The organism is Achromobacter pestifer (genome assembly GCF_902859625.1).
GTDB classification, from domain to species: domain Bacteria; phylum Pseudomonadota; class Gammaproteobacteria; order Burkholderiales; family Burkholderiaceae_B; genus Achromobacter; species Achromobacter pestifer.
This window is the reverse complement of sequence record NZ_CADIJX010000004.1, coordinates 628,862-652,816: the sequence shown is the minus strand read 5'-3', so window position 1 is coordinate 652,816 and position 23,955 is coordinate 628,862. Positions and strand designations below refer to the sequence as shown.

At 63.9% G+C, this 23,955-nt stretch carries 20 protein-coding genes; 7 read left to right on the top strand and 13 right to left on the bottom strand.

Features of this window, described 5'->3' with window-relative positions:
- Positions 1 to 26: 26 nt before the first annotated feature.
- From tssF to tssA, 7 genes are read right to left on the bottom strand one after another with little or no spacing between them, the layout of a single operon-like run.
- On the bottom strand, positions 27 to 1,916 hold the full coding sequence (gene tssF / locus HV753_RS18845) for a type VI secretion system baseplate subunit TssF (protein WP_175176103.1): 1,890 nt from the start codon (positions 1,914 to 1,916) through the stop codon (positions 27 to 29).
- Entirely contained in the window at positions 1,916 to 2,467 is a 552-nt protein-coding gene (gene tssE / locus HV753_RS18840; protein WP_175176102.1) for a type VI secretion system baseplate subunit TssE, read from the bottom strand. The genes tssF and tssE overlap by 1 nt, the downstream gene beginning before the upstream one ends.
- Entirely contained in the window at positions 2,467 to 3,282 is an 816-nt protein-coding gene (locus tag HV753_RS18835; protein WP_175176101.1) for a type VI secretion system accessory protein TagJ, read from the bottom strand. The genes tssE and HV753_RS18835 overlap by 1 nt, the downstream gene beginning before the upstream one ends.
- Positions 3,283 to 3,294: 12 nt before the next feature.
- Positions 3,295 to 3,780, bottom strand: a complete 486-nt coding sequence (locus HV753_RS18830; RefSeq protein ID WP_183017079.1) for an Hcp family type VI secretion system effector — start codon at positions 3,778 to 3,780, stop codon at positions 3,295 to 3,297.
- Between the two features lie 51 nt (positions 3,781 to 3,831).
- A complete protein-coding gene (gene tssC, locus HV753_RS18825) occupies positions 3,832 to 5,334 on the bottom strand; it encodes a type VI secretion system contractile sheath large subunit (protein ID WP_175176099.1) in 1,503 nt (500 codons plus the stop codon).
- A gap of 31 nt (positions 5,335 to 5,365) precedes the next feature.
- Positions 5,366 to 5,914 (bottom strand): type VI secretion system contractile sheath small subunit, encoded by a 549-nt coding sequence (gene tssB, locus HV753_RS18820; protein ID WP_175176098.1) that lies wholly within the window; start codon positions 5,912 to 5,914, stop codon positions 5,366 to 5,368.
- 39 nt (positions 5,915 to 5,953) lie between these two features.
- A complete protein-coding gene (gene tssA / locus HV753_RS18815; protein WP_175176209.1) occupies positions 5,954 to 7,012 on the bottom strand; it encodes a type VI secretion system protein TssA in 1,059 nt (352 codons plus the stop codon).
- Positions 7,013 to 7,536: 524 nt separating this feature from the next.
- Between tssA and HV753_RS18810 the strand changes: the two genes are divergently transcribed.
- From HV753_RS18810 to HV753_RS18790, 5 genes are read left to right on the top strand one after another with little or no spacing between them, the layout of a single operon-like run.
- Positions 7,537 to 9,924, top strand: a complete 2,388-nt coding sequence (locus HV753_RS18810) for a type VI secretion system Vgr family protein (protein WP_175176097.1) — start codon at positions 7,537 to 7,539, stop codon at positions 9,922 to 9,924.
- A 7-nt stretch (positions 9,925 to 9,931) separates the two neighbouring features.
- The gene (locus HV753_RS18805; protein WP_175176096.1) at positions 9,932 to 10,336 is read left to right on the top strand and encodes a hypothetical protein; all 405 of its coding nucleotides are present in this window, start codon (positions 9,932 to 9,934) and stop codon (positions 10,334 to 10,336) included.
- Positions 10,337 to 10,339: 3 nt separating this feature from the next.
- Positions 10,340 to 12,949: a DUF2169 family type VI secretion system accessory protein gene (locus HV753_RS18800; RefSeq protein WP_175176095.1), complete on the top strand. Its 2,610-nt coding sequence runs from the start codon at positions 10,340 to 10,342 to the stop codon at positions 12,947 to 12,949.
- Complete coding sequence (locus HV753_RS18795) at positions 12,946 to 14,004, top strand: pentapeptide repeat-containing protein (RefSeq protein ID WP_175176094.1); 1,059 nt, start codon at positions 12,946 to 12,948, stop codon at positions 14,002 to 14,004. Before HV753_RS18800 ends, HV753_RS18795 begins: the two co-directional genes overlap by 4 nt.
- A 45-nt stretch (positions 14,005 to 14,049) precedes the next feature.
- Positions 14,050 to 14,433, top strand: a complete 384-nt coding sequence (locus HV753_RS18790) for a DUF4150 domain-containing protein (RefSeq protein WP_175176093.1) — start codon at positions 14,050 to 14,052, stop codon at positions 14,431 to 14,433.
- Positions 14,434 to 14,448: 15 nt separating this feature from the next.
- Here HV753_RS18790 and ccsB read toward each other — a convergent pair whose 3' ends face one another.
- From ccsB to HV753_RS18775, 3 genes are all read right to left on the bottom strand, one after another.
- Positions 14,449 to 15,816, bottom strand: a complete 1,368-nt coding sequence (gene ccsB / locus HV753_RS18785; RefSeq protein ID WP_246288311.1) for a c-type cytochrome biogenesis protein CcsB — start codon at positions 15,814 to 15,816, stop codon at positions 14,449 to 14,451.
- 9 nt (positions 15,817 to 15,825) lie between these two features.
- Positions 15,826 to 17,904, bottom strand: a complete 2,079-nt coding sequence (locus HV753_RS18780; protein WP_175176092.1) for a cytochrome c biogenesis protein ResB — start codon at positions 17,902 to 17,904, stop codon at positions 15,826 to 15,828.
- A 120-nt stretch (positions 17,905 to 18,024) separates the two neighbouring features.
- Positions 18,025 to 18,726: a c-type cytochrome gene (locus HV753_RS18775; RefSeq protein ID WP_175176207.1), complete on the bottom strand. Its 702-nt coding sequence runs from the start codon at positions 18,724 to 18,726 to the stop codon at positions 18,025 to 18,027.
- A gap of 222 nt (positions 18,727 to 18,948) precedes the next feature.
- Here HV753_RS18775 and yihA point away from each other — a divergent pair, with 222 nt between their 5' ends.
- Positions 18,949 to 19,572, top strand: coding sequence for a ribosome biogenesis GTP-binding protein YihA/YsxC (yihA, locus tag HV753_RS18770; protein ID WP_175176091.1), 624 nt, complete (start codon positions 18,949 to 18,951; stop codon positions 19,570 to 19,572).
- The gene (gene hemB / locus HV753_RS18765) at positions 19,569 to 20,585 is read left to right on the top strand and encodes a porphobilinogen synthase (RefSeq protein WP_175176090.1); all 1,017 of its coding nucleotides are present in this window, start codon (positions 19,569 to 19,571) and stop codon (positions 20,583 to 20,585) included. Before yihA ends, hemB begins: the two co-directional genes overlap by 4 nt.
- On the opposite strand, the gene HV753_RS18760 is transcribed toward hemB, so the two are convergent.
- The 3 genes from HV753_RS18760 to cutA all read right to left on the bottom strand — a co-directional run bounded on the left by HV753_RS18760 (position 20,582) and on the right by cutA (position 23,838).
- The gene (locus HV753_RS18760; RefSeq protein WP_175176206.1) at positions 20,582 to 21,451 is read right to left on the bottom strand and encodes a DMT family transporter; all 870 of its coding nucleotides are present in this window, start codon (positions 21,449 to 21,451) and stop codon (positions 20,582 to 20,584) included. The two genes, hemB and HV753_RS18760, sit on opposite strands and share 4 nt — an antisense overlap.
- 126 nt (positions 21,452 to 21,577) lie before the next feature.
- Entirely contained in the window at positions 21,578 to 23,491 is a 1,914-nt protein-coding gene (dsbD, locus tag HV753_RS18755) for a protein-disulfide reductase DsbD (protein ID WP_175176089.1), read from the bottom strand.
- On the bottom strand, positions 23,491 to 23,838 hold the full coding sequence (gene cutA, locus HV753_RS18750) for a divalent-cation tolerance protein CutA (RefSeq protein ID WP_105555714.1): 348 nt from the start codon (positions 23,836 to 23,838) through the stop codon (positions 23,491 to 23,493). Before cutA ends, dsbD begins: the two co-directional genes overlap by 1 nt.
- Between the last annotated feature and the right edge of the window lie 117 nt (positions 23,839 to 23,955).

The following is a 23,955-nucleotide window of genomic DNA, read 5'->3' as shown; positions in this document are numbered from 1 at the left end:
GCTCCGGTTCGTGGCGGGGTGCTGGCCTAGACGACAGGCCGGCGCCCCATGCGGGGCTTGAAGCGGGCGACCTCGCCGCGCTGCAGGGTCGACAAGACCAGCTCCGACATCATGTTGATCGATACGTGGCGCGCGAAGAACTGTTCAAGCACGGCGCCGAACAAGTACGGGCTGATCCCCGAAAAGGCTGCCTCATCCACCTGCAACGCAATGCGCACGCCGCGCCCATGCACGATGGGGCCCGGGACTGGCAAGCGATGATGCACGGGCGTGGCGCTGACGTGCCGCAAGCCGGAAATGTGCTTGCGCACCACGGGATCCGCCAGGTTGCCGTAGACGTGAAGCATCTCGCGCAGCGTCTGCGCACCCTGCTCTGGATCCAGGTCCGTCAGGCTCAGATAGTTCAGGCCCAGGTGGCTGATCAGATGCCAGGTGGCGGCGTTCTCGGCCAGCGCCGGGCAAGGGCGCGTGGGCCCGTGCAGCACCTTCACCGCGCGAACGGGCGCCGACACGCGCAGCGTCATGTCCGTTTCGGTGCCCAACGGCAACAGCATTGCCATATCCCGGTTGGAACACAATGTCTCCAGCGTCAGGTGGCGCAGCTGTCCCGAGAAAGGCGCCTCCTGCCTGTCCACCAGCGACAGGAATACCTCGCTGCCCGTGTAGCCCGTCCGGGTGCCGTTGCGCTGCGCCGTGTCGGAAATCAACCGCGGCTCACGGCGCACGGAGTAGTAGGCGCCGTAGTCGTCCGGATCGCTACCCAGCGAGCCATAGAACGGGCGGAACTCCTGCTCCTGCCGCTGCGCGGACGCATGCCCGGTGACTCTTGTCACGCCGAAGACTTCATAGTCCAGCGGACGGCTACGATCGATCACCACGTGATATTCGGACGTCCGGGGCGTCACGGCCACGCGATCCGCCCGCTTCGGAAACAAGTTGATCACCGGCACGCAATGCAAGGCCAGGTTGCCGGCCGATATCGCCCCTTCCAGCTCCGGCGTCGCCACGGAGAACAGCAAGGTCAGATCGAACGCGCGGGTCTCGCGCTGCGCGGCGCTGCGCAACCCCGCTTTCAAACCATTGACGCTGAAGAACAGATAGCGCTGCGGGAACGCGAAATACTCCTGAAGCAGGCGGTAGCCTTGGAAGACGCGCGCGTCACCAGGCAATAAGGCCTGATCGTCGGCAAAGCCTTCATGGCGAACGGCGCTGGCCGGCAGCTTGTTGACCCACGCCACCGGCCGCGCCGTATCATGTCCGAGCACTGCCACGGTGTGCCCCATCACCACTTCCAGCAGGCGCTGCATCTGCAAGTCCTGGCCATTCAAGTGAAAGACCAGCTGATCAAGATCCAGATCTTCCATCCGTTGGCCGCCACCCACTTCTATCCGGATGCGCAGCGCGCTCAGCACACGGCCGGCGCGACCCGCCAGGCCCAGCCGGGCCAGCGGCAGATCCTGCGGCGCGGCAGTGAATTCAGCCTGCGTCACCTGCAAGGGCCACAGACGCACGGCATGGCCTGTCGTGAACTCGCACGATGTCTGCTCGCCACGCGGCACACGACCGCGCAGCAACGTGCCACGCGGCAACTCAAAACCTCCAGCCAACGTGCCTTCATTCATGCTGGGAGAGAACTGCACGATCGCCATCGCGGGCGTGGGCGCCAAGTAGTTGGGGTACACCACCTCCAGCAAGCGTTGGGAGAAGCGCGGGAACTCCGCATCCATCTTCATCTGGATGCGCGCAGTCAGGAAACTGAAACCTTCAAGCAGGCGCTCCACATACGGGTCGGCCACTTCCGTGGCGTTCATGCCCAACCGACCGGCCACCTTCGGATGGGCCTGAGCGAACTCCGCACCCAATTCGCGCAAATACACGAGCTCGCGGTTGTAGTAGTCCAGCAATTGGGCATCCATCAGAGACCGCCCAAATCACGCAAATCCATATGGCCGCTTTCCAGGTCGATGTCCGTGCGAAACAGGAACTCAAGCGGATGCGGCACGCACCACAACATGCCCCTGATCTCCAGGCTCAGTACGTTGTGATGCTCCAGCGTGCCGGTGTCGGTCACGCAGCGCACCTCGACCGAGGAACCCAGAATGCGCGGCTCAAACGCCGCGATCGCGTCGCGGATCGACTCTTCCACATCGATCCAGTCGATCTCCGACATGCGCTTTCCGGCCATGGCGCGCACGCCGAAATTCACTGTCGATAGCGCGACCTGGCGATGTGCCGACAGGTCCTGCGACGTTTGCAGATTGACCGAGTTGAGCAGCCAGCGCAGGTCTCGCAACACGGCCGCGCGCAACTGCTCATGCGTCAGCATGGCGCTATCGCGCGGTTCCTCGCGCTTGGTGGGATCGTTGTCCATCAACCGGTCCAGCAACGACGGCTGTAGACGGTCCCGCGCCGCCCGCCGGCTGCGTGCAAGCGGCTCCCACCCGGCGGTGTCGTCGGCGTGGCCCATCAAGCCAGCTCCAAGCTGCGAATATCCAGCAAGGCGAATTCGCCCGCGTCGGCCAACCACATTTTCTGCCCCACGCCCGCATACGTGTCGCCATCCATCGCGCGCCAATCAGTCATCCGTCCCAACTTGACCGGATCCGGCAGGTCGATCATGCGCTCGCCCGGCACGGGCGGATAGCGCGCAGGCACCAGGCCTTGCAGCACCCGGCCTCCCCTCAGCTCGACCTCTGCCCGCGCCCACACCACGTCGCATAGGCCCTCCGGCGCAAGCAAGCGGACCCGTTTAAGCGCCACGAACGGCAGCCAGACGTACCGTCCTCCGCTCAAGAACTCGAAGACGGGTCCCAACCGGCTATCCCCGTCGCAGATCCACTGGAACGGCAGCGGTGCATCCTGCATGGCCCCTTCCAGGAAGCCCGCGCCCGCGCCGGCGTCCTGCAAGGCCTGCGCACGCAGTTCAGCGGTCTGAGCCGCGGCCCGCCCATCCAGGTGCAGGGCCTTGATCAGGGCCTGCATCCACTCGTCGGGCGCGCTCAGCATGGCAGGCTCGCCCTTGCCCGCGAGCACGGCTTCGCGCTCGCGCTCCGCCTCGATGGCACTGACGTAGAGCGCCACCGTCGGGTGTGCCTTGGCACTGAGCTGGCCGCATATGCCCAGTTGTTCTGTGGCGCGCGCCCAGTCGCCCTGCGCCACCAGCAGCTGGAACAGTTGCGCGCGCAGGTCCGCGTCGGCCGGCCGGCGACGGATCTGCGTCTGCAACTCGTCCAACTGGCCGGACAGGCTGATCACGCCGAAAGGAACGGCAGCTATAGACATGGAGGGTCCGCCCTAGCCCACTTCCTTGTTTTGCTTGATATCCCAAGCCACCAGGCTTTCGGCGCCCTTGCCGCCCTTTTCGGTTTGCTCCCAGTACTGCTGCTTGACCTTGGCAGCCTGGAACGCGAAGTTCACCACCACGCCTTCGGCGCTGCGATCTCCGGATATCTGCACCGACGACACCAGCACATCTTCCAGCGTGATCTTCGAATACTCGACCTGCTCGCCGCCCGCCTTGCACATGGACAACTCAATCTTGCCCAGGTGCTTGCCGCTGGCGCAGTGCTTCATGACCGCGGGCGCTGCCTTGTCGATGCGCGCGACGACGTGCAGGTCGTTAAAGCTCGCCTTGCCCGCGCCCAGGCCGCCACCGCTGGCCAGATTGCCCGGCTGCGTGGCGCCCCACGAGAATGACACGATGTCGGTCCAATCCTTATGGTTGGCGTCCTTCGATTCGCCGTTGGCCCCATCGATTTTCATGAACATATCCACAGCCACATCTGTCTCCTGGAGTTATTGGGCGCGGCTGCGCCCTTCTTTGCCTGACACTCAGCCTTCGTTCTGCTTCAGCGAAGGCAGCTTGGACACCAGCCGCAGCGACACCGTCAACCCTTCCAGCTGATAGTGCGGCCGCAGGAAAAACTTGGCGGAGTAATAGCCCGGGTTGTCCTCGATCTCCTGCACTTGCACCTCGGCCGCGGCCAGTGGCTTGCGGGCCTTGGTTTCCTGAGAGGAGTTCACCGGATCGCCATCCACGTAATTCATGATCCAGTCGTTCAGCCAACGCTCCATGTCGTCGCGTTCGCGGAACGAGCCGATCTTGTCGCGCACGATGCACTTCAGGTAATGCGCGAAACGGCAGCACGCGAACAAGTACGGCAGGCGCGCGGCCAGCTTGGCATTGGCGGATGCGTCGGCTTCGTAGTATTCGTGCGGCTTCTGCAAGGACTGCGCGCCGATGAAGGCCGCGAAGTCGGAGTTCTTGCGATGCACCAGCGGCATGAAGCCGTTCTTGGCAAGCTCCGCTTCGCGCCGGTCGCTGATAGCGATTTCCGTTGGGCACTTCATGTCCACGCCGCCGTCATCGCTGGGAAAGCTGTGGCAAGGCAGGTTCTCTACCGCGCCGCCGGATTCCACGCCGCGGATGGACGTGCACCACCCGTACAGCTTGAATGAACGGTTCACATTGGCTGCCATCGCATACGCGGAATTGGCCCAGGTGTAGCGGTCGTGATTCGCTCCGTCGGTGTCTTCCTCGAAGTCGAACTCGTCGACCGGATTGGTGCGCGCGCCATAGGGCAGGCGCGCGAGGAATCGCGGCATCGCCAGCCCGATGTAGCGCGAATCTTCGGACTCGCGCAGGCTGCGCCACGCGGCATACTCGGTATTGGTGAAGATCTTGGTCAGGTCACGCGGGTTGGCCAGTTCCTGCCAGGAATCCATCTGCATCACGTTGGGCGAGGCGCCCGCGATGAAGGGGCAATGGGCAGCGGACGAAATCTTGGCGATCTCGCCCAGCAATTCCACATCCGGCGGACTGTGATCGAAGTGGTAGTCGCCCACCAGGCAACCGATCGGCTCGCCACCGAACTGGCCATATTCCTCCTCGTACACGCGCTTGAAGATGGGGCTCTGGTCCCAGCCCACGCCCTTATGGCGCTTGAGCGTGCGGCCCAGCTCCGATTTCGACATGCTCATCACCCGGATCTTCAAGAGCTCGTCGGTCTCGGTGTTGGTGACCAGGTAATGCAAGCCGCGCCAGGCGCCTTCAAGCTGCTGGAAGTCGGGATGATGCATCACGCCGTTGATCTGTTCAGACAGCTTGCGGTCGATCTCGGCGATGATCGCCTGGATGGTCCGATAGGCGTCCGCCGACAGTCCGACGCCGCTGTTCTCCAGCGCCTGATGCGCCAGCGTGCGCACGGCATGCTCCACCGCTTCGCGCGCCTGCTCGGTCTTGGGCTTGAATTCCTTCTTCAGAAGCGCGGACAGATCGTCCGCCTCCAGGGTCTCGACAGCACGCGCGTCAGCGCGTTTGGCCACTGCGGTCATGGCATTCTCCGAAAAGCGATTCAAGCGGAAACTAGACGGCCGGATCTGTACCGGGAGCGTCGGTTGCGGGCGTTGCTTCGGGCTTGGGTGCGGCTGCCAGCGCGTTCATCAGCGCGGGATTCTTGAGCACGTTGCCGATCAGTTCCTCGGCGCCTGTCTTGCCGTCCATATACGTCAGCAAGTTGGCCAACTGGGTCCGCGCGCTCAGCAACTCATTCAATGCGCCAACCTTCTTGGCGACCGTAGCCGGGGAAAAATCATCGATGCTCTCGAACGTGATGTCCACGTTCAGATTTCCTTCGCCGGTCAGCGTGTTGGCCACCTGGAACGCCGCGCGCGGCTGAATCGAACGCATGCGTTCGTCGAAATTGTCGATATCGATGTCCAGGAACTTACGCTCGCCCACATCCGGCTGGGGCGTTTCGGACTTGCCGGCCAAGTCGGCCAGCACGCCCATCACGAACGGCAGCTGAATCTTGCGCTCCGCGCCGTAGATCTCCACGTCGTACTCGATCTGAACACGCGGCGCGCGGTTTCTTGCAATGAACTTCTGGCCGCTTCCCTTCAGGCTGGTTGCCATGGTGTCGTCTCCTCTTGTTGGTTCTTGGGCTGGCCTGCCCTATGAGTCCGGCCGGCTCTCCGTGTCCCGCGGCAGCCACGCCTCGAATTGCTCCAGACCTTGGGGCGTCAGGTTTCTGATGATGTCGTGAAAGCTCAAGGGGATGAGTTGCTGGGTGCGGCGGATGAGATAGGGCGCGGGATGTCCAGGCTCGTTGAGCTCGAAGTACGCGCACACCTTGGCCAGCATGGCCACGGCGTCGTCGCGCGACAGGATCCGCGCGTCCTGCCAGCGCATACTGCGGTCCGGCGTGGCGGCACCGGCCGACAAGTCGACTACGGGCGCCATCGGCGACGCTTGATCGGGTGAGGTGGCCGCAGACGTCTCAAGCGCCGCATGCTGCGCGTCGCGCGCGGCATCCAGCACCACGTTCAACGTCCGCAGGATGGCGGCGTAATCGGGCGCCCACATGCCGCCCAGCTTGTCCGTCACCAGCTTCTGTATACGGCGTAGCGCGTCGACGGAGGCCGCCAGCGCCAGCATATCGCCATCGCGTTGCGTCCATGCCTCGCGCAGGCGCGCGACCACGCGAGGTCGTCCGCCGGGATAGCAATCGGCATCCTGGCGGCTGCCATCAAGCAAAGCCTCGGTATCGCGCAGCGAGAGCTGTCCGTGCACGCCATTCACCAGGCTGGCCGAACGCACACTGCGCGCGCAACCCTGCATGTCGCCAAAGGCGGCCAAGGCGTTCATGCGCGGCATCGGATCGTTTTCGCCGGCGCTGTCCAGGCGCGGATGCAGCGGTTCCCAATAGCGTTCCAGAGCGTCGACGGCCAGCGCCAGTCCATCTCCATAGCCACGCAAGCCGCGGATCTCTGTCCATGCGCAGGTCAGCAGGCCGATCACGCGAAGGTCCCGCGTGCGTTCCAGCAATGCGCGAGCCAGACGTTCGACCTCGGGCCAGTCAGGCGGCTGCGCGGCGATGATGGTCGAGCCGAACTGCTGTTCGTCCCGGCCAGCCGCGGCCCGCTGCAATTGCAGAAAGTCAGCGTCGTATTCGAGGTCTTCCCCGCAGGGCAGACGTGAATCGAGTGTATTGAGGATATCGGCGAAGTCCATAGTCATTGCTTAAATGCCTGGGATAACTGCCTGGATACAACCACTACGCTCCGCGCTGCTTCACGGAAGTGGTGAATTCTAGGCACGTCTTTCCAAATGAAATCGACAACTAACAACTTCAGATTTTTCTTACAGACAGCTAACAACCACCTAAACAATCGAACACTTGTCATCTAGCTATGTTGATGTTTTGACATACTCCTTACGCAAACCGGCCTTGCGAGCAAGCATTGTTACTGAACCGTAAAAAACACAAAAGCATGTGATAGGGCTTCTCGGCCGCTTTCCACGATGCCTACAATCGGCGCTCACGCTGGCGACAGACCAGTGCACATACAGATTCAGAGACAGACGTCCCCCGGCACCGGCGCACCCTTCACGGCGACGCCCGCCTTTTGCAAGAAGCCCCATTGCGTGGCCGACCATCCCTTTGCAGTCATTGAGGCGCGCGTCTTTTGCGCGCCCGCTCGAATCCAAAAACAGCAAGCGCAGCAGCAGGTAAATTCTCATAAGGAGACGGTGAGATGGACCGCAACGTGCCAAGCGAACGTGTCGTCAAGGCGCATACCCCATTGCCGCCAGAGCAATTGAAGTTCCGGGGCGTGCACGGGGCCGAGAGTCTTTCGCAGCTATTCGAACTGGAGGTCGAGCTGGTCTCGGAATCCTATTCGCTGGACATGAAATCACTGCTGGGCAAACCGCTGACGCTGGAGATCGAGACGTCCTCGGCCACACCGCGCTATCTCAGCGGGCATATCACGCGCTGCGTGCTGATCGGCCGCGAAAGCAACACCTCGCGCTACACCATCTACCGCGCGACGGTACGTCCTTGGCTCTGGTATCTGACGCAGACCTCGGACAACAAGATCTTTCAGAACAAGAATGTGCCCGACGTCATCCGCGAGGTGCTCAAGGACTACAGCTACCCGGTCGAGTTCAAGCTGACGGACACCTACCGCAGCTGGGAATACTGCGTGCAGTACCAAGAAACCGACTACGCCTTCATCTGCCGGCTCATGGAGCACGAAGGCATTTATTTTTGGTTCAAGCACGACAACGGCAAGCACACGCTGGTGCTCTCCGACGACATCACGCAGCATGAGCCCGTGCCCGACTACGAACAGATCCCCTACTACGGTCCTGACCGCATCACCGTCCCGCGTGAGGATTACATCGACAAATGGGAAGTCGCCGAACAGATCACGCCCGGTGCTTTTGCCACCACCGACTATCATCCCTTGACGCCTGCTGCCAGCCTGGAAGCGCGCCGCAACAATCCCGGCGCCTACGACCACGGCGACCTGGAAATGTACGAATGGCAGGGCGGCTACACCAACTCCGACGACGCGGAGCACTACACGCGCGTCCGGCTGGAAGACCTGCAATGCAGGCAGGAACAAAGCGCCGGATCCTCCAACGCGCGCGGGCTCTCCACCGGACATCTTTTCACGCTTCGCAATCATCCCCGCCAGTCCGAGAACCGCGAGTACCTCGTCGTCAGCACCTACTACCGGATCCGCGAAACGGGCTACGCCAGCGGCCAGTCCGATCCTGGTGATTTCAATTTGGAGTTCGTCGTGCTGCCCTCCAGCACGCAGTTCCGCGCGCCGCGCGTCACCCCGGCGCCGCGCACGCATGGCCCTCAGACCGCTACGGTCGTGGGCAAGCAGGGCGAGGAAATCTGGACGGACAAAATGGGCCGCATCAAAGTGCAGTTCCACTGGGACCGCTACGGCAAGAAGGACGAAAACAGTTCATGCTGGGTGCGGGTGTCCAGCCCGTGGGCCGGCGGCGGCTTCGGCGGCATCCAGCTGCCGCGCGTGCGTGACGAAGTCATCGTGGACTTCATCGGCGGCCAGCCCGACCGCCCCATCGTGATCGGCCGCGTCTTCAATGCGAACAATTTGCCTCCCTGGGACCTGCCGGACAACGCGACGCAAAGCGGCTTCCTCAGCCGATCCAAGAGTGGCACGCCAGCAACCGCGAACGCACTGATGTTTGACGACAAGAGCGGTGGCGAACGCATCTGGCTGCACGCGGAACGCGAGCTTTGCACCGAGGTCGAGGCCAACGAGATTCATTCGACGGACCAGAACCGTACCACCACCATCGGCGAGAACGACTCCACCAAGGTCGGCGGAAACCGCGACATAAAAGTGACCGGCACCGATAACCTGAAGGTCGGCAAGCGACGCGACGTCTTCGTCAAGGGACACGAGGAATACACCGTCAAGGCATCGCGCACCGTCAACGTGAAGGACGGGCTGATGGACGAGAAGTTCGACAACGGCTTGAAGACGACCGTTGCCGCCAAAGGCGAGGAACGCGAGATCACGGGCCTGTTCAAGGAAACGCTGAAGACGGGACAGGAGGTGTACGTAAACGAGGGCAATTCGCTGCACCACGTGAAGACGGGCACCCTCACCGAAAAGGCCAAGGGCAAAGTCGAACTGCTTTCGACCGACGCAGACATGGATGTGAAGGCCAAGACCGCGATGCTCGTGCAGTCCGAAACCTCCACGATGGACGTCAAGTCCAAAGGCAAGATGCACATCGAGTCGGAAGGTTCCACCGTGATGATCAAGGCCGACGGCGATATCACCCTGAAGACGCCGGCCGATGTGGTGATGGATGCCGCCAACGTCAAAGACCTGTCCAAGGAAACCTGGCTTCAGGCCACGCCATTCTCAATCGGCCTGACGGTGGCCAAGGCGGAATTCGGCATGCATCGCGTGGCCCTGTTCCGCACCACGGTCATGTTGAATCTCTCTTTCACCAACTACGCGGCCGTCAGCAGCATCGGCCAGCTGGTTTCCTACCGCACGACCGGCGCCAGCTACCAATACGACTTCCAGAAAGCAGAGGCCGGCGGCATTCGCGCATCGATGGCGGGCCTCTGGAGCATTATCTGAGGCCACCATGTCCGACTTCCTGAATGCCTGGCCGGATTGGGCGAAATGGGTAGGGCTAGGCCTGCTGCTGTCTCTTGCGCAGGCTGCGTTCATGGTATGGCGCGAACGCCAACGCCGCTCGGCCGCACGCAAGGACGCGCAACTGCAAGTCGCCCTGCGCGACAGCGGGCTGGCCAGCACCGCGCATGTCGCTGCGGCGCGCGACACGGGCCGCCGCATCGGCGAAACGCTGTACTTCATCGTCGATCTGGATCTGGAGGTCGCCGCCACCCACGCCACGCCCGCCTTGGCCCGCACGCTGAGCGTGCAGCTGTCGCCGATGCGTCTTGCCGACTTCAGTGCCGGCAAGACGATACGAGTGCGCGTGGATCCGTCAACGCATGACATCGCCGTTGACCAGGCCACCAGGTAGCCCATGAAGACCCTCAAGCCGTTCCGCCTGGGCCTGCTCAGCCGCCCCTACCGATGGCAGCGCCGCGACATGCTGGGCGTATCGGTGCTCGCACTGGTCGATATCGCGCAAGCACCCACGCTGCTGATGGATCAGGAATTGTGGAAACTGGCCGGCGCCGAAGCCGGTGGCGTGCTGGACCTGGCCACGCCCAAGCAGTACCCCGAAGTGCTGGTCTCGGGCCATGCCTATCCGCACGACGCCAAGACCCCTGGCGCCTGCGCCGTGCGCATGAAGGTCGGCGCGATAGACAAGTCGCTGCTCGTGTTTGGCGATCGCTACTGGCTGGACGGCAAGGCAACCGCCCCCCTGCCCTTCGACCGCATGCGCCTGGATTGGAGCCGGGCCTACGGTGGCCCCAGCGTCGCCGAGAACCCGCTGGGCATCGGTACGCAGGACGAGGAAATCAATGGCGTGCGCGTACGCCGGCTGCCCAACATCGAACACCCCTTGCAGCGTATCGGCGGCCCCGCGCAGCGCGTTGCGCCGGCCAGCTTGACCGCCCTGCCCATGGATTGGCCGCAACGGGCAACGCATATGGGCCGCGAGTACGGACAGCAATGGCTGGAGCATGACTTCCCCGGATTCGCACCTGATATGGACTGGCGCTTCTTCAACGCCGCGCCGCCCGACCAGTGGGGACCCGCGAACACGGAGCTTGCGGGCGGCACGGAATATGAACTGTGGAACATGCACCCCGACCATCCGGTGCAGCGTGGCCGCCTGCCCGACTGGCGAGCCCGCTGCTTCGCCAGCCGCCAAGCCGACGGCAGCGCACTTGAAGAGATCGCACTGCGCCTGACGACCGCCTGGTTCTTCCCAGACCGCGCGCAGATGGTGCTGATCTGGCATGGCGCCCTGCCCGTCCGCGAAGACGACGCGGCCGACATCCTGCACATCATGCCCGCGCTGGAACACGCCAGGCAGCCACGCGACACGTCGCACTACGAAACGGTAGTCCAGCAACGGCTCGATCCCGACCTGGGTGCCGTCCATGCCTTGCAGGACGCTCAACTCGTTCCGGAAGACATCTGCGTCGAATTGCCACAAGCCGGCATGGAAGCCGTGGCGTCGCGGCCGTCGAATCGGAACCTCTACGCCGGCGCGGCGCGGCGTCATGCCCGGGAACGCGAGTCTTTGCTCAGTCAAGGCTTGGATCCCGACCTGTACATGGCTCCCCTGGATCCGCTTCCCGAGCCCCCCAAGCTTTCCGATCTGCCGCAGACAATCCTGCGCATGCAACGAGAGCTTGAAGAGGCCAAGCAACTCGCGAGCGGCCCTGCCGCGCGCGCGCTGGCCGACCCCAATCTGCGGGAACTGGCCGAGGTATCCGGCGTGGATATGGACGCGCTGCGCAAGCTGGACGACGACGGCAAGCTTCCTTCCGGTTTCGATCCCCGCAAAGTGAAGCGACATCTGGCCGAATTCGATGCCAGCCCCCATGCGCAAGCCAAGCTCGGCGCCCCGCCACCGCTCGCGCAAACGCTGGGGCCCCAAGTGCATCAGGCCTATCAGCAATCCGCGCATCAGTTCGCCCCGCCTCCGCCGATGCCGCCGCTGCGGGCACAGCGCACCCGCCGCAAACTGGAAGCGCAACTGAAAGGCAGCCGGGACTGTAGAGATCTGAACCTCACCGGCGCGGACCTCTCGGGCATGGATCTGTCGAACGTCAATTTCCAACGCGCGATCCTGGCGGGCGCCACGCTCGCCGATGCGCGGCTGGACGGCAGCGACCTTAGCGACGCGGTGCTGGCCGGCGCCGATCTGACCCGCGCCAGCATGCGCGGCGTCAACCTGACGCGCGCCAATCTGGGCCGAGCGCACTGCGTGCAGACCGACTTCGCAAAGAGCCAGATCACGGAAACCACCTGGGACCATGCACACTGCGAGCGTTGCAGTTTTCTCGACAGCGCGTGGCAACTTGGACGGCTGCATCAGACGCGGCTAAAGGACTGCGACCTGAGCCGCGCCGTGTTCAGTCAATGGACCGCCATGAGCGCCACGCTGGAAGGTTGCCGCTTCAACGAAGCGCGGCTGGACCAATGCCTGTTCATGCAGGGCGCGCTTGCGAACGCCGACTTCGCCCACGCGAATCTGGTGCGCGTGGGCTTCATGGACGTGGCGTTCTCTGGCCGCTTCAGCCTGCAAGACGCCACGCTCGACGGCTGCTCCTTCGCTGGCCGTGTCGAACTGGCGGGTGCCTGCCTGCGTGGCATGCAGTTCAGGCAAGGTAGCGCGCGCGGCGCCACGCTCTCGGGGGCAGACATGCGCAACGCGCGGCTGACTGCCAGCGACTTCTCGGAATGCCGGTTGCAAGACGCCGACCTGACGGGCCTGACCGCCCCCGATACGCACTTCGTGCGCACGGATTTCACCGGTGCCTGCCTGCGTAACGCCAATCTGATCAACTGTCTGCTCGGCAAGGCCATCTTCCTGCGCGCCAACCTGGACGGCGCCAATCTCTTTCGCGCCGACGTCGCGCAAGCGCTGATGGACGACAGCACCGGGCTGGACCACGCCTATACGCAAGGCGCCAAGCGCTGGCCCGCCAGACAGCCGGAGAACCCAGCATGAACCTCGATCAACTGTTGGACCGCGTGCACCATGGCGAACCGATTGAGCACCTCAGTCTGGCCGGCGCGGATCTCTCCGGCCTGGACCTGTCTGGCGCGTTTTTCGACCACGTGGACTTCAGCGGCACGCGGATGACCGGTTGCCAGCTACAGGACAGCCAGTTCATCGACTGCGCCATGACGCGCTGGGAGGCCAGCGGCGCCAAGCTGGACATGGCACGGCTGTTCCGCTGCCGCGCCGCGGGCGCGACGCTCAGCCGCAGCCAGATCCACGGAGCCAGCTTCACGGAATGCGATCTGGATGGTGCCAATCTGGAACAGACCATGCTTGGCGAATCGACCTTCAACGGCACCTCGCTCGACGGGGCGTCATTGCAGGCCGCCCGCCTGGACCGCGCCGTGATCTCGCGCGGCACCTTGGCGCGCGCGAACCTGTCTCAAGTCCGGATGAGCTTCACCCTGTTTCATCAACTGGACCTGCGCAGCATCAATCTGGCGGGCGCCACTGCCGAGAGCACGATGTTCATCGAATGCAATCTCTCGGAACAGGACTTTGACGGCCAGGCCTACCCGCTGTGCCATTTCACCGATTGCCAGCTGGATGCGGCGGACTTCCGCAATACCGACCTGCGCCAGGCGGGCTTCAAGGGCGCGTCCCTGCGCGGCGCGCGCTTCACGGGCGCATCCGCCCCCCAGGGCCTCTTTCCCCAGGCGGATCTGAGCGGCGCCAACCTGCAAGGCGGCTGCTTTGACGGCGCCATCTGGGCCGAGGCGATCCTGGACGGCGCCTGCCTGCAAGGCGCCAGCCTGTGCCTGTCCATCTTCCAGCGCGCGCGCTGCGCCGGTACCGACTTTCGCGGCGCCAACCTGGCCGACGCCGATTTCTCGCTGGCCGACCTGAGCAGCGCCGACCTGCGCGACGCCGCTTTCATGCGCACGCGCATGCATCGCGCGCTGACCCGCGGCGCGCAATGGACACAGCGCCACGGCATCATCGAAAACGACGCGCCCCTGCTGGAAGCTGAGCTTTGGTCGGCGGGGCGCGCCGCTATCTGATCTCGGCACGGCTACGCCGCGCCGCCACGACATAGGAGAAGGAACATGCTCGCAGTCTGCCAGTTGCCCGGTCTGGCCCTGGGATTTCCCGACGTCTGCAAGACGCCCGTGCCGCCACTGCCGCATATCGACGCAGCAACGTCGTCGATGGGCATTCCCGTGGTCTGGAATGTGTGGCTGATGTGCGCACCGGTGCACAATCTGGCCACGCCGGTGCCGGTCACGCTGGGCGACACGGCTGGCGTGGGCGGAGGCGTGATCTCGCAGACCTTCATGGGCCAATCGCGCTATATAACGGGCGCGTACCGCATGTTGGTACGCGCCATGCCGATCGTCCGCATGACCAGCCTGACCTTGCAGAACAACGTCAATGCGCCGGGCATCCAGGTGTTCTCGCCGCAGCCGAAAATGTTCGTGCTGGCAGCGTGACCCCCTCGCCCGCGATTACAGCTGTCCGTAGGAATGCAGCCCGGACAGGAACATATTCACGCCCAGGAATGCAAAGCCCGTGATCAGCAGGCCCATCAGCGCCCAGTAGGCCGCCATGGTGCCGCGCAGGCCCTTGATCAGGCGCATGTGCAACCAGGCCGCATAGTTCAGCCAGACGATCAGCGCCCAGGTTTCCTTGGGGTCCCACTGCCAGTACGCGCCCCAGGCGTCAGCCGCCCACAACGCGCCCAGGATGGTTGCCACCGTGAAGAAGGCGAAGCCGATCGCGATGGCGCGATACATGATGTCGTCCAGCACCTCCAGCGAAGGCAGCGCGGCGGCGATGCGGCGGCGGCCCAGCAGGATCGCGCCCACGATCACGGCGCCCACGCCGAAATACAGCATCCAGGTAGCCGACAGGCCATCGCTGCGGAACACCATCGGCTCGGCGCACAGCAGCACGCCCAGGATGAACAGCGGCGCCAACTTGGCCCACGAAGTCGTCTGCCCGTGCTGCTTGACCAGATAGGCAAAACCCACCATCGCCGCCAACGAGAACGTGCCGTAGCCAATGAAGTTGGCCGGCACGTGCAGTTTCATCCACCAGCTCTTCAAGGCCGGCACCAGCGGCTGGATCTGTCCGGCATCGCGCGTGAACGAATACCACAGCAGGAACACCACGGCCGACGTCACCACCAGCAGCACGAAGCCACCGAGTGCGCGCGTGGCGTATTTGCGTTCGTAATACAGGTAGAACAACGCCGTGATCAACGAGAACAGCACGAACACTTCGTACAGGTTGCTGACCGGGATGTGGCCCAGGTCAGGGCCCATCAGGTGGCCTTCGCGCCAGCGGACCAGCAAGCCCGTCACGCCCGCGAAGACCGCACCCCAGGTCAGCGCCGTGCCCAGCCACGCAGCCGTGGGGCTGAAGACGCCGATCCAGTAGCAGACCATCGCCAAGGCGAACAGCGCGCTCATCCACAAGATGGCGGACTGGGACGAGAACAGGTACTTCAGGAAGAACACCTGTTCGGCGCGCGCCAGATCATTGCCATAGAGCATCAAGGCCAGTCCGGCCGAGATCGCACAGGCGATCATCAAATGGCGTAGCGGACGCCACAGCCAGCCCAGCCAGGCCAGCGCGGGCACCGTGCCGCAAAGGATGAGCTTTTCGTAATAGTCCATCGCGTTGCCGTGACGGGTCAGCGCGAAACCTGCGCCCACCGACAGCAACAAGAAGAAGACGAGGTCCGTCCAGTCAGGCTTGCCGCGCCGAAGGCGGCTATCGCCGGTTTCCGACAGGCCATCCTGCCAGAGCGCGTCCGGCTGCGCGTTCAGCGCTTCGGGCGACGAGGGGTGCGTAGTGGTCGTAGTCGACATAAATAAACCTTAAGACCTCTTCTGGCGCAGCAGCGCCTGCTTGAAGCGTTCAAACTCTTGATTGAAGTCGAGTGTACGCTTCTGGGACGTCATGGCCGCCAAGACACTGCTGCCGCCGTCATGCGGCTTGACCCAGATCCAGATACGGCGATCTCGAATATAGAACATCGAGAACACCCCCAGGACCAACAACAAGCTGCCCAGGTAGACGGTGTTCTTGCCGGGCGTGCGGCTGACCTGAAACACGCTGGCCTGCACATGGTTGAAATCCGCCAGCGACAGGAAGACCGGCGCCGGATACACCGTCAGATCCGACAACGCCGCCACGGCCAGACGCGACCAGACCACCGCACGTTCCCCTTCCGGCCCTTCGACCGCCACGGCGGGCAGGCCCGCGCGCTCGCGTTCGATGGCGCGCAGTTCGTTCATGCTGGCGCCGATCAGGCGGATCACCACGTCGGCCGCGCGCTCCAGGTCGGCGGCGGGCGTGTTGGCTTGCAGGAAGGCGGCCACGGCTTGCAGGCCACCCGACGAGAAGGTCTCCAACGCGCGCTCGGCGGCCGTCTGCAAGGGCTGGCGGTCGGCGCCCGACGGGCTGTTGCGCTCGGCGAAGCGGCGGGCCGCTTCCTGGCGCGCGGCCGGGTCGGCCAAGGTTGCGCGCAGGCGCATGAATTCGGCGATCGAGCTGTCATCGTCGGCCGGAATCCGCAGATAGCGGAACGGCTCCGACGCATTGCTGCGCACACCGGCCAGGAACACGCTGGCGCCGTCCAGTTCAACGGGCAGCATGTAATTCTGGAATTCGTGGGCCTGGCCCGCGTCGTCGATCAGCTTGTATTCGACACTGGGGCCTACGTTGCGCAGATTCTCGTTCTTCTTGCCTGCCGCGCTGCCAGACACCGACGCCACGTGCTCAGCGAAACTCTGATTGGCGCCCTTCGGGTCGCCCCGCGTCAGATCTTCCACATTGATCGGGCGCATCGCCGTGATCTCCACGCCCATGCTGCGCGGGCCACCCGATGTGTGAGCGGTTACTTCGCTGGTCTTGCCCACCGTACCGTCAACGGTGAATGTGGCGCCGCCGGCGCCCACCAGGGGATAGCCCTTCAGGACCACCGTGCTGCCGCCGTCGTCAAAACTGGACTGATAGACCGTCATGCCCTTGAATCGCAGCGGCTCGTTGACTTCGATGGTGGAATCGAACGTCTTGCCGGTATCGGGGTCGGTGACTTCGACTTCGCTGGCAAAACGGCTGGGCATGCCGGTGGAGTAGTAGTCGACGATGAATTTCTTCAACTTCAACGTGAAAGGCATCGGCTGCACCAGGGCGCCGTCGCCCACCATGACGACCGCGGTGCTGGCCTGGCCGCCTTCGGGCACCAGCACGCTGGCGCGGAAGCTCGGGTTGTCCACCGACAAGCGGCCGCTTTCCGGCACTTCCGAAATCAGCATGTTTTCAACGATGGGCTTCTTGCCGCCCAGCATGACTTGCAGGCGCACGGGCAATTCGCTGTCCAGCAAGCCGCCGATACAGATGATGACCATTGCCGCATGGGCAAACACATAGCCCAGCCGGTTGGCGCTGCCCTTTTTGGCGGCCAGCATCACGCCGTCGCCGTCCTTGCGTTCACGCACGGCATAGCCCAGGCGCTCCAGCAGCGACTTCAGCCCGGCCGCGGTCTGCGGCACATCCGTGGGTTCGGCGGTTTCCACGCGGTGCGGGAAGGCCCGCAGGCTGCTGGCCCGCACGTGTTCGCGGAACGAACGCGCATCGCGCAGCATCTTGGGCGCATTGCGGATCAGGCAGACCGAGGTCGACACGACCAGGAACGCCATGATCAGCAGAAACCACCAGCTGTTGTAGACGTGCCAGATCGAGAATTTGTCGAACACCTCGAACCAGAACGGGCCGAACTGGTCGATGTAGTTGCTGGACGAGCGGTTCTGCTGCAACACGGTCCCGACCAGGCTCGCTACGCAGATGAACATCAGCAGACTGACGGCGAAACGCATCGAACCCATCAGTTCGAAGAGGTCGCCAGGCAGGCTACGCAGAGAGGGGCGGGTATGGGTTCGAGTTGAATTCATGAAAAAAGGGGGGCCGCGCAATCGGCTACCCCCCTCATAGACAGCGCACAACGGAAACAGGTTCCGTTGTACTCAAGTTGCGTGAACGCGGAACCAGCCGCGCGTGTAGCGGGCTTGGGCCTACCTCAGGCCAGCCGCGTAGTCAGACACCGCCTTGATATCGGCGTCCGACATGCGATCCGCGATAGCGAACATGATGTCGTTCTTGCGGTCGCCACTGCGGAACAGCTTGAGCTGCTCTTCGATGTACATGGGGAACTGGCCCGACAGGCGGGGGTACTGGCTGGCCATGCCCGCGCCATTTGCAGAGTGACACGCCGCGCAGGCCGGGACATTGCGTTCGGGCAAGCCGCCGCGCCAGATCTTTTGACCCAGATCAACCAGCTTCTCCTGGCCAGCCGTGGCGGGCTCTTTCAGCGGTTGCTGCGCCAGATACAGCGCAATGTTCTGCATGTCGGCCGGCGTCAGGTTCTGCGCCATGGCCGTCATTGGGGTCGGATTGCCGCCGGCGCCGTTACGCACGGGCAGCTTGGCGCCTTGCTTGACCTGGAAGTCGGCCAATTGCTTGGCCAGATATTCGTGGGGTTGCGCGGCCAGGTTAGGGTTCACCGGGATGGTGCTATTGCCCGCCGCGCCATGACAGGACGCACAGGCGATGATGCCTCTAGAGGCATCGCCCTGGTCAAACAGTTGCCCGCCCTTGGCGGCATCTGGCTTGGCGGGGCCCGCAGCGCCGTCAGCGGCGAAACTGGGTGTAGATAAGGTGGAAACGCCGAGCAACAGCCCGCTCGCAACCAACATCCGGGACAGCACACGCTTCATGAAGACCTCGACGATCGCATCGATCAAGGCGCAAAAAGGCGCCCACGCCTGCCCCGCACACCCTGGAAAACCGTATCGAACCTCATTTGCCCATTCTGCCTGACAGGCTGCCGTGGCAACCTAAACAGTAAGCAAAAAAGACGGCTCCGCGCACGGGGACCACTGTTGCAAACGCCGGATTATACAATAGGGCTCGAAACCAACCGTATCCAAAGCCCATCCGTGTCCCTCCTACATCGCGCCTCCTTCCTTACCTCCGCAGCTCGCCTCGACCAGTTGCCGGCCGCCGGCGCTCCCGAGGTCTGCTTTGTCGGCCGCTCAAACGCCGGCAAATCCACGGCCATCAACGTGCTGTGCAACCAGCGTCGTCTTGCGTTTTCCAGCAAGACGCCGGGCCGCACGCGCTTGATCAATATGTTCGGCTTGCCTGACCCGCTGGATCCGGAAGGCCACATCGGCTTTCTCGTCGACTTGCCCGGCTACGGCTACGCATCAGTGGCTCGCAACGAGAAAGAAAAATGGGCCGACATCCTCGGCGGCTACCTGCGCGACCGCGAATCGCTGGCCGGCATCGTGCTGCTGATCGACATCCGCCGCGGCGTCACCGAACTGGATCGCCGCCTGGCCAACTTCATCGCCCCCACCGGACGTCCGGTGCTGGCGCTTCTGACCAAAGCCGACAAGCTGCCGTATGGCCAGCGCATGCGCACCGTGTTCTCCGTGCGCAAGGACCTGGCGGACATCGGCGCCTTGCACACCATTCCCTTCTCGGCGCCGGAACGTATCGGCCTGGAAGAGGCCGGCGCGCATATTGAAAATTGGATTTCTCCCAAGGCAGCACCATGAACCCGCAGATCATTACCCCTGAGTTTCCGGTTTCCCGCCCTCGCCGCCTGCGTCGCGACGACTTCACCCGCCGCCTGGTGCGCGAGAACGCACTGACGGTCAATGACCTGATTTACCCCGTCTTCGTCGCCGACGGCAGCGGCTTGCAACAGGCCGTGCCTTCGCTGCCCGGCGTGGTCCGTTATTCGCTGGACACCTTGCTGCCCGTGGCCGAGGAATGCGTAAAGCTCGGCATTCCCGTGCTGGCGCTGTTCCCCGTCATCGACCCCTCGCTGAAGACGCCCGACGGCATTGAAGCGACCAATCCAGATGGCCTGATTCCGCGCGTGGTCGCTGAACTGAAGAAGCGCTTCCCCGAGCTTGGCATCCTGTGCGATGTGGCGCTGGATCCATACACCAGCCACGGACAGGATGGCGTCATCGACGACGACGGCTACGTGATCAATGAACTGACCGTCGAGATCCTGGTCAAGCAGGCGTTGACGCAAGCCACAGCCGGCGTCGACATGGTTGCACCCAGCGACATGATGGACGGCCGCATCGGCGCCGTGCGCCGCGCGCTGGAGGCCAACGGCCATATCCACACGCAGATCATGGCGTACTCCGCCAAATACGCCAGTGCGTTCTACGGCCCGTTCCGCGACGCCGTGGGCTCGGCCACCAACCTGGGCAAGTCAAACAAGATGGCTTACCAGATGGATCCGGGCAACCTCGATGAAGCGCTGCGTGAAGTCGCTGCCGACTTGCACGAGGGCGCCGACATGGTCATGGTGAAGCCCGGCATGCCATACCTGGACGTACTGCGCCGCGTGAAGGATACGTTCCGCGTACCCACCTTCGCCTATCAGGTCAGCGGTGAATACGCGATGATCAAGGCCGCCGCCGCCAATGGCTGGCTGGACCACGACAAGGTCATGATGGAAGCCCTGCTGGCGTTCAAGCGCGCTGGCGCCGACGGCATCCTGACCTACTTCGCCATCGAAGCCGCGAAGCTGCTGAAAGCCCAGCGCTAATCGCGCCGCGCGGCAGGTGCCGCGCGCCGCAATCCCAGCCAGGTTCCGCCCAACACGCACGCCAGCCCCACGACATGGGTCAGCGTGACGTGCTCGTCCAGGAACAGGGATGCGAACAGCAGCCCGAAAATCGGCAGCCAGTTCACGAACAAGGCCGCGCGGCTGATGCCCAGGCGCGCGATGCCGGTGTTCCAGATGATGTTGCTGACGCCCGACGCAATCACGGCTGAGAACAACAGGACCAGCCACGGCCACCACGTCATCTGCCAGGTATCGGTCTGATAAGACGCCGGCGTGACCGCCGCATGCGCCACCAGCATCAAGCCGCCCGCCAGGTACATGTACCAGAGCATGCCCAGCGGATCCATCGTCCGGGACATGCGCTGGATCACCAGGCCGCCAAACACGAACACCAGCACGGCCACGAACACGACCGCGTCGCCCCAGCCCGTCAGGCCGATCTGCGCGCCGCTGCCGGCAACCACCATGCCCACGCCCAGCAGCCCCAGCATGGCGCCGGACAGGCGCACCAGGGTCAACCTTTCGCGATAGAAGAGAGCCGCCAACAAGGCTGACAGCAAGGGGCTCGTCGCCATGATCAGCGTGCCGTTGGCCGCCGACGAAAAGCGCAGCCCCGACACCAGCGCCACTTGATGCGCGTACACCACCAGAAAGCCCGCCAGCGCCACCCAGCCCAGCTCGACGCGGCCCAGCTTGGGGATGCGGCCGTTGCGAGCCTTGATGATGAGGGTGACGGTGATGAACGCAATGACGATCCGCACGGCGGCCAGCGCCTGGATGTCCATGTGCTGCGTCAGGTACTTGATGGAGACGATGTTCAGGCCCCAGGTGGCCATGACGAACATCAATTGAAGATAGATAAGACCTTGCCGATCCTGGCTTGCATCAACTGTTGGGGACGTCACGGGCGCCGGCCTGAAGGGGAGATGCGCCGCCCACGCGGCGCAGCAGCCATGGTATACGCCCAGGGGTCAGCGCACCAGCACCTTGTCCAGCGATTCCGTGAAGCGCTTGGCGTCCTGGAATCCCACCACGCGGGCCTCCGGCAATTCCTTGCCACCCGGTTCAAAGAACATGATGCCCGGCGGGCCGAACAAGCGGAAGCGCTTGAGCAGCGCGCGGTCGTCGGCGTTGTTTGCCGTGACGTCCGCCTGCACCAGCAGCATGCCAGACATGCGTTGCGCCACGCCGGGATCGGTGAAGGTGAAGCGTTCCATCTCGCGGCACGACACGCACCAGTCAGCGTAAAAATCCAGCATGACCGGTTGGCGGCTTTGCGCCAGCAGCGCGTCCAGTTCGGCGTTGTTGCGCACGCGGGTGAAGTGGACTTCGCCATTGGTAGCAGCCACACCCGACGGCGCATCGCCGCGCGATGCCAGATGCGACAGCGGTTGCAGCACATCGCGTCCGCCGCTGGCCGCGCCCACCAGCCATGCAGCGGCCGCCAGCGCCAGCAGCAGACCCAGCCCCTTGCCGAACATGCGCGCCGCGCCAGCACCCGCCGGCAGGGCGTCAAACGCCCGCAGCATCACGGCCGACACCACCGCCAGGAAGGCCCAGCCCGTCATCTGCACCCAGGTCGGCACCACGGGAATCAGCATCCACCAGGCCGTGGCCAGCAGCAACATGCCGAACAAACGCTTCACGCCATCCATCCAGGGGCCGGCCTTGGGCAGCAGCGCGCCGGAGGACGCGCCCACGATCAACAGCGGCACACCCATGCCCCAGGCCATGGCGAACAGTGCCGACCCGCCCAGGATCACATCACCCGTCTGCGAGATATACAGCAGCGCGCCCGCCAAAGGCGCCGCCACGCAAGGGCCGACGATCAGCGCGGACAAGGCGCCCATCACCAACGCACCGGTATAACGCCCGCCCGGAACGCGCGATGAACGCTCAGCCAATTTCGCCTGGATGCCCGACGGCATCTGGAAAGTGAATGCGTCGAACATCGCCAGCGCCAGCACCGCCAGCAGGATCGCGAACAAGCTCAGGATCCAGGGCGTCTGCAACCAGGCCGCCAAGCCCGCGCCGCTCAGGCCCGCGGCCACGCCCAGCGCGGTGTAGACCACCGACATGCCCAGCACGTAGGTTGCCGCCAGGGCCAGACCCCGCCCGCGCGTCGGCCGAGGCTGCGCCACCCCGCCCAGCACGATCGAAGACAAAATGGGAATCATCGGCAGCACGCAAGGCGTGAACGCCAGCAACAACCCCAACAGCAGGAACACGCCTGCCGTCTTGGCCCAACCCAGGCCGCCCAACGCATCGGCCAAACCGGTGTCGCCCGCATTGACCAGCGCGCTCAGCCCGCCCGAGGACGCCGCCGGCGCCGCCGATGCCCCGCCGGCCAACGCATAACCACCTGCCACCGGCGTCAGCTTCACGCTGCTGTCCATCGGCGGGTAGCACAGGCCCGCGTCCGCGCAACCCTGGCCGGTAAGGGTCAGGGTGAAAGGTTGTCCGCCATTGCCGACCGGCACGCGGATCACCACGTCCTTGTGAAAGACCTCCATGTCTTTCTCAAAGGTGGGGTCGTACTTGACCTCGCCCTTGGGATAGACCGCCTCGCCCAGCGTCGTCGCGCCGGCCGGGCTGATCGTGATGCCGAAGCGTTCCCGGTACATGTAATAGCCCGGAGCAACCTTGTAGCGCAGCTCCAGCGTGTCAGGCGCCGTCATCTGCGCGCTGAACACGAAGGCCTTCTCGGGTTCCAGGAATTCGGTTTCAGCGTGCGCCGCGGCTTGCCAGCCCAGCAGCAGCAATGCCATCGCCATAACCATCAGGCATTGGCTGAGCAGAGCCCGGGCCAAGTTTGTCACGCGGTTGGCGCGATCAGCGTGAATCATGCGCCGCGGCGCGCCGACGATACCGGCAAGGTGCAACATCAGTCTCTCTTGTTCTGCGTGACGGCCGTCTGCTCACGCACCCAATCCAGATAAGGCGCGGCGCCACCGATGACCGGCAGCACAATGATTTCGGGCACATCATAGGGATGCATCTGCGCCAGGGCCTGAACCACTGCCTGATGGCGCGCGTAGGTGGTCTTGATGTGGATGGGGACTTCTTCCGCCCCTTCGACTTCTCCGTTCCACAGATAGATGGACAGGCCCGGTGCGCCAAGGTTCACACACGCAGCCAGTCCGTCTTCGACCAGCACATGGGCGATGCGCTTCGCAAGCAGCAGGTCGGGCGCATTGCTGATGACCAGCACGACGTCGTCATCGCGCAACATGGAGCCTCCTTGGGATACCCGTGTGGGATGTAACTCGGGGTATTTTATCGGTATTGCGGCTACCGCCCCGGATCCGTCGGAACCGCGCACGCCGCCAAGCCATCCGTTTCCACCGAG

What these genes read in the sequence shown, in the direction of transcription:
- tssF (WP_175176103.1), bottom strand. Translation starts at nt 1,916, where the DNA reads ATGGATGCCCAATTGCTGGACTACTACAACCGCGAGCTCGTGTATTTG.
- tssE (WP_175176102.1), bottom strand. Translation starts at nt 2,467, where the DNA reads ATGGGCCACGCCGACGACACCGCCGGGTGGGAGCCGCTTGCACGCAGC.
- HV753_RS18835 (WP_175176101.1), bottom strand. Translation starts at nt 3,282, where the DNA reads ATGTCTATAGCTGCCGTTCCTTTCGGCGTGATCAGCCTGTCCGGCCAG.
- tssC (WP_175176099.1), bottom strand. Translation starts at nt 5,334, where the DNA reads ATGACCGCAGTGGCCAAACGCGCTGACGCGCGTGCTGTCGAGACCCTG.
- tssB (WP_175176098.1), bottom strand. Translation starts at nt 5,914, where the DNA reads ATGGCAACCAGCCTGAAGGGAAGCGGCCAGAAGTTCATTGCAAGAAAC.
- tssA (WP_175176209.1), bottom strand. Translation starts at nt 7,012, where the DNA reads ATGGACTTCGCCGATATCCTCAATACACTCGATTCACGTCTGCCCTGC.
- HV753_RS18810 (WP_175176097.1), top strand. Translation starts at nt 7,537, where the DNA reads ATGGACCGCAACGTGCCAAGCGAACGTGTCGTCAAGGCGCATACCCCA.
- HV753_RS18805 (WP_175176096.1), top strand. Translation starts at nt 9,932, where the DNA reads ATGTCCGACTTCCTGAATGCCTGGCCGGATTGGGCGAAATGGGTAGGG.
- HV753_RS18800 (WP_175176095.1), top strand. Translation starts at nt 10,340, where the DNA reads ATGAAGACCCTCAAGCCGTTCCGCCTGGGCCTGCTCAGCCGCCCCTAC.
- HV753_RS18795 (WP_175176094.1), top strand. Translation starts at nt 12,946, where the DNA reads ATGAACCTCGATCAACTGTTGGACCGCGTGCACCATGGCGAACCGATT.
- HV753_RS18790 (WP_175176093.1), top strand. Translation starts at nt 14,050, where the DNA reads ATGCTCGCAGTCTGCCAGTTGCCCGGTCTGGCCCTGGGATTTCCCGAC.
- ccsB (WP_246288311.1), bottom strand. Translation starts at nt 15,816, where the DNA reads ATGTCGACTACGACCACTACGCACCCCTCGTCGCCCGAAGCGCTGAAC.
- HV753_RS18780 (WP_175176092.1), bottom strand. Translation starts at nt 17,904, where the DNA reads ATGAATTCAACTCGAACCCATACCCGCCCCTCTCTGCGTAGCCTGCCT.
- HV753_RS18775 (WP_175176207.1), bottom strand. Translation starts at nt 18,726, where the DNA reads ATGAAGCGTGTGCTGTCCCGGATGTTGGTTGCGAGCGGGCTGTTGCTC.
- hemB (WP_175176090.1), top strand. Translation starts at nt 19,569, where the DNA reads ATGAACCCGCAGATCATTACCCCTGAGTTTCCGGTTTCCCGCCCTCGC.
- HV753_RS18760 (WP_175176206.1), bottom strand. Translation starts at nt 21,451, where the DNA reads ATGTTCGTCATGGCCACCTGGGGCCTGAACATCGTCTCCATCAAGTAC.
- dsbD (WP_175176089.1), bottom strand. Translation starts at nt 23,491, where the DNA reads ATGTTGCACCTTGCCGGTATCGTCGGCGCGCCGCGGCGCATGATTCAC.
- cutA (WP_105555714.1), bottom strand. Translation starts at nt 23,838, where the DNA reads ATGTTGCGCGATGACGACGTCGTGCTGGTCATCAGCAATGCGCCCGAC.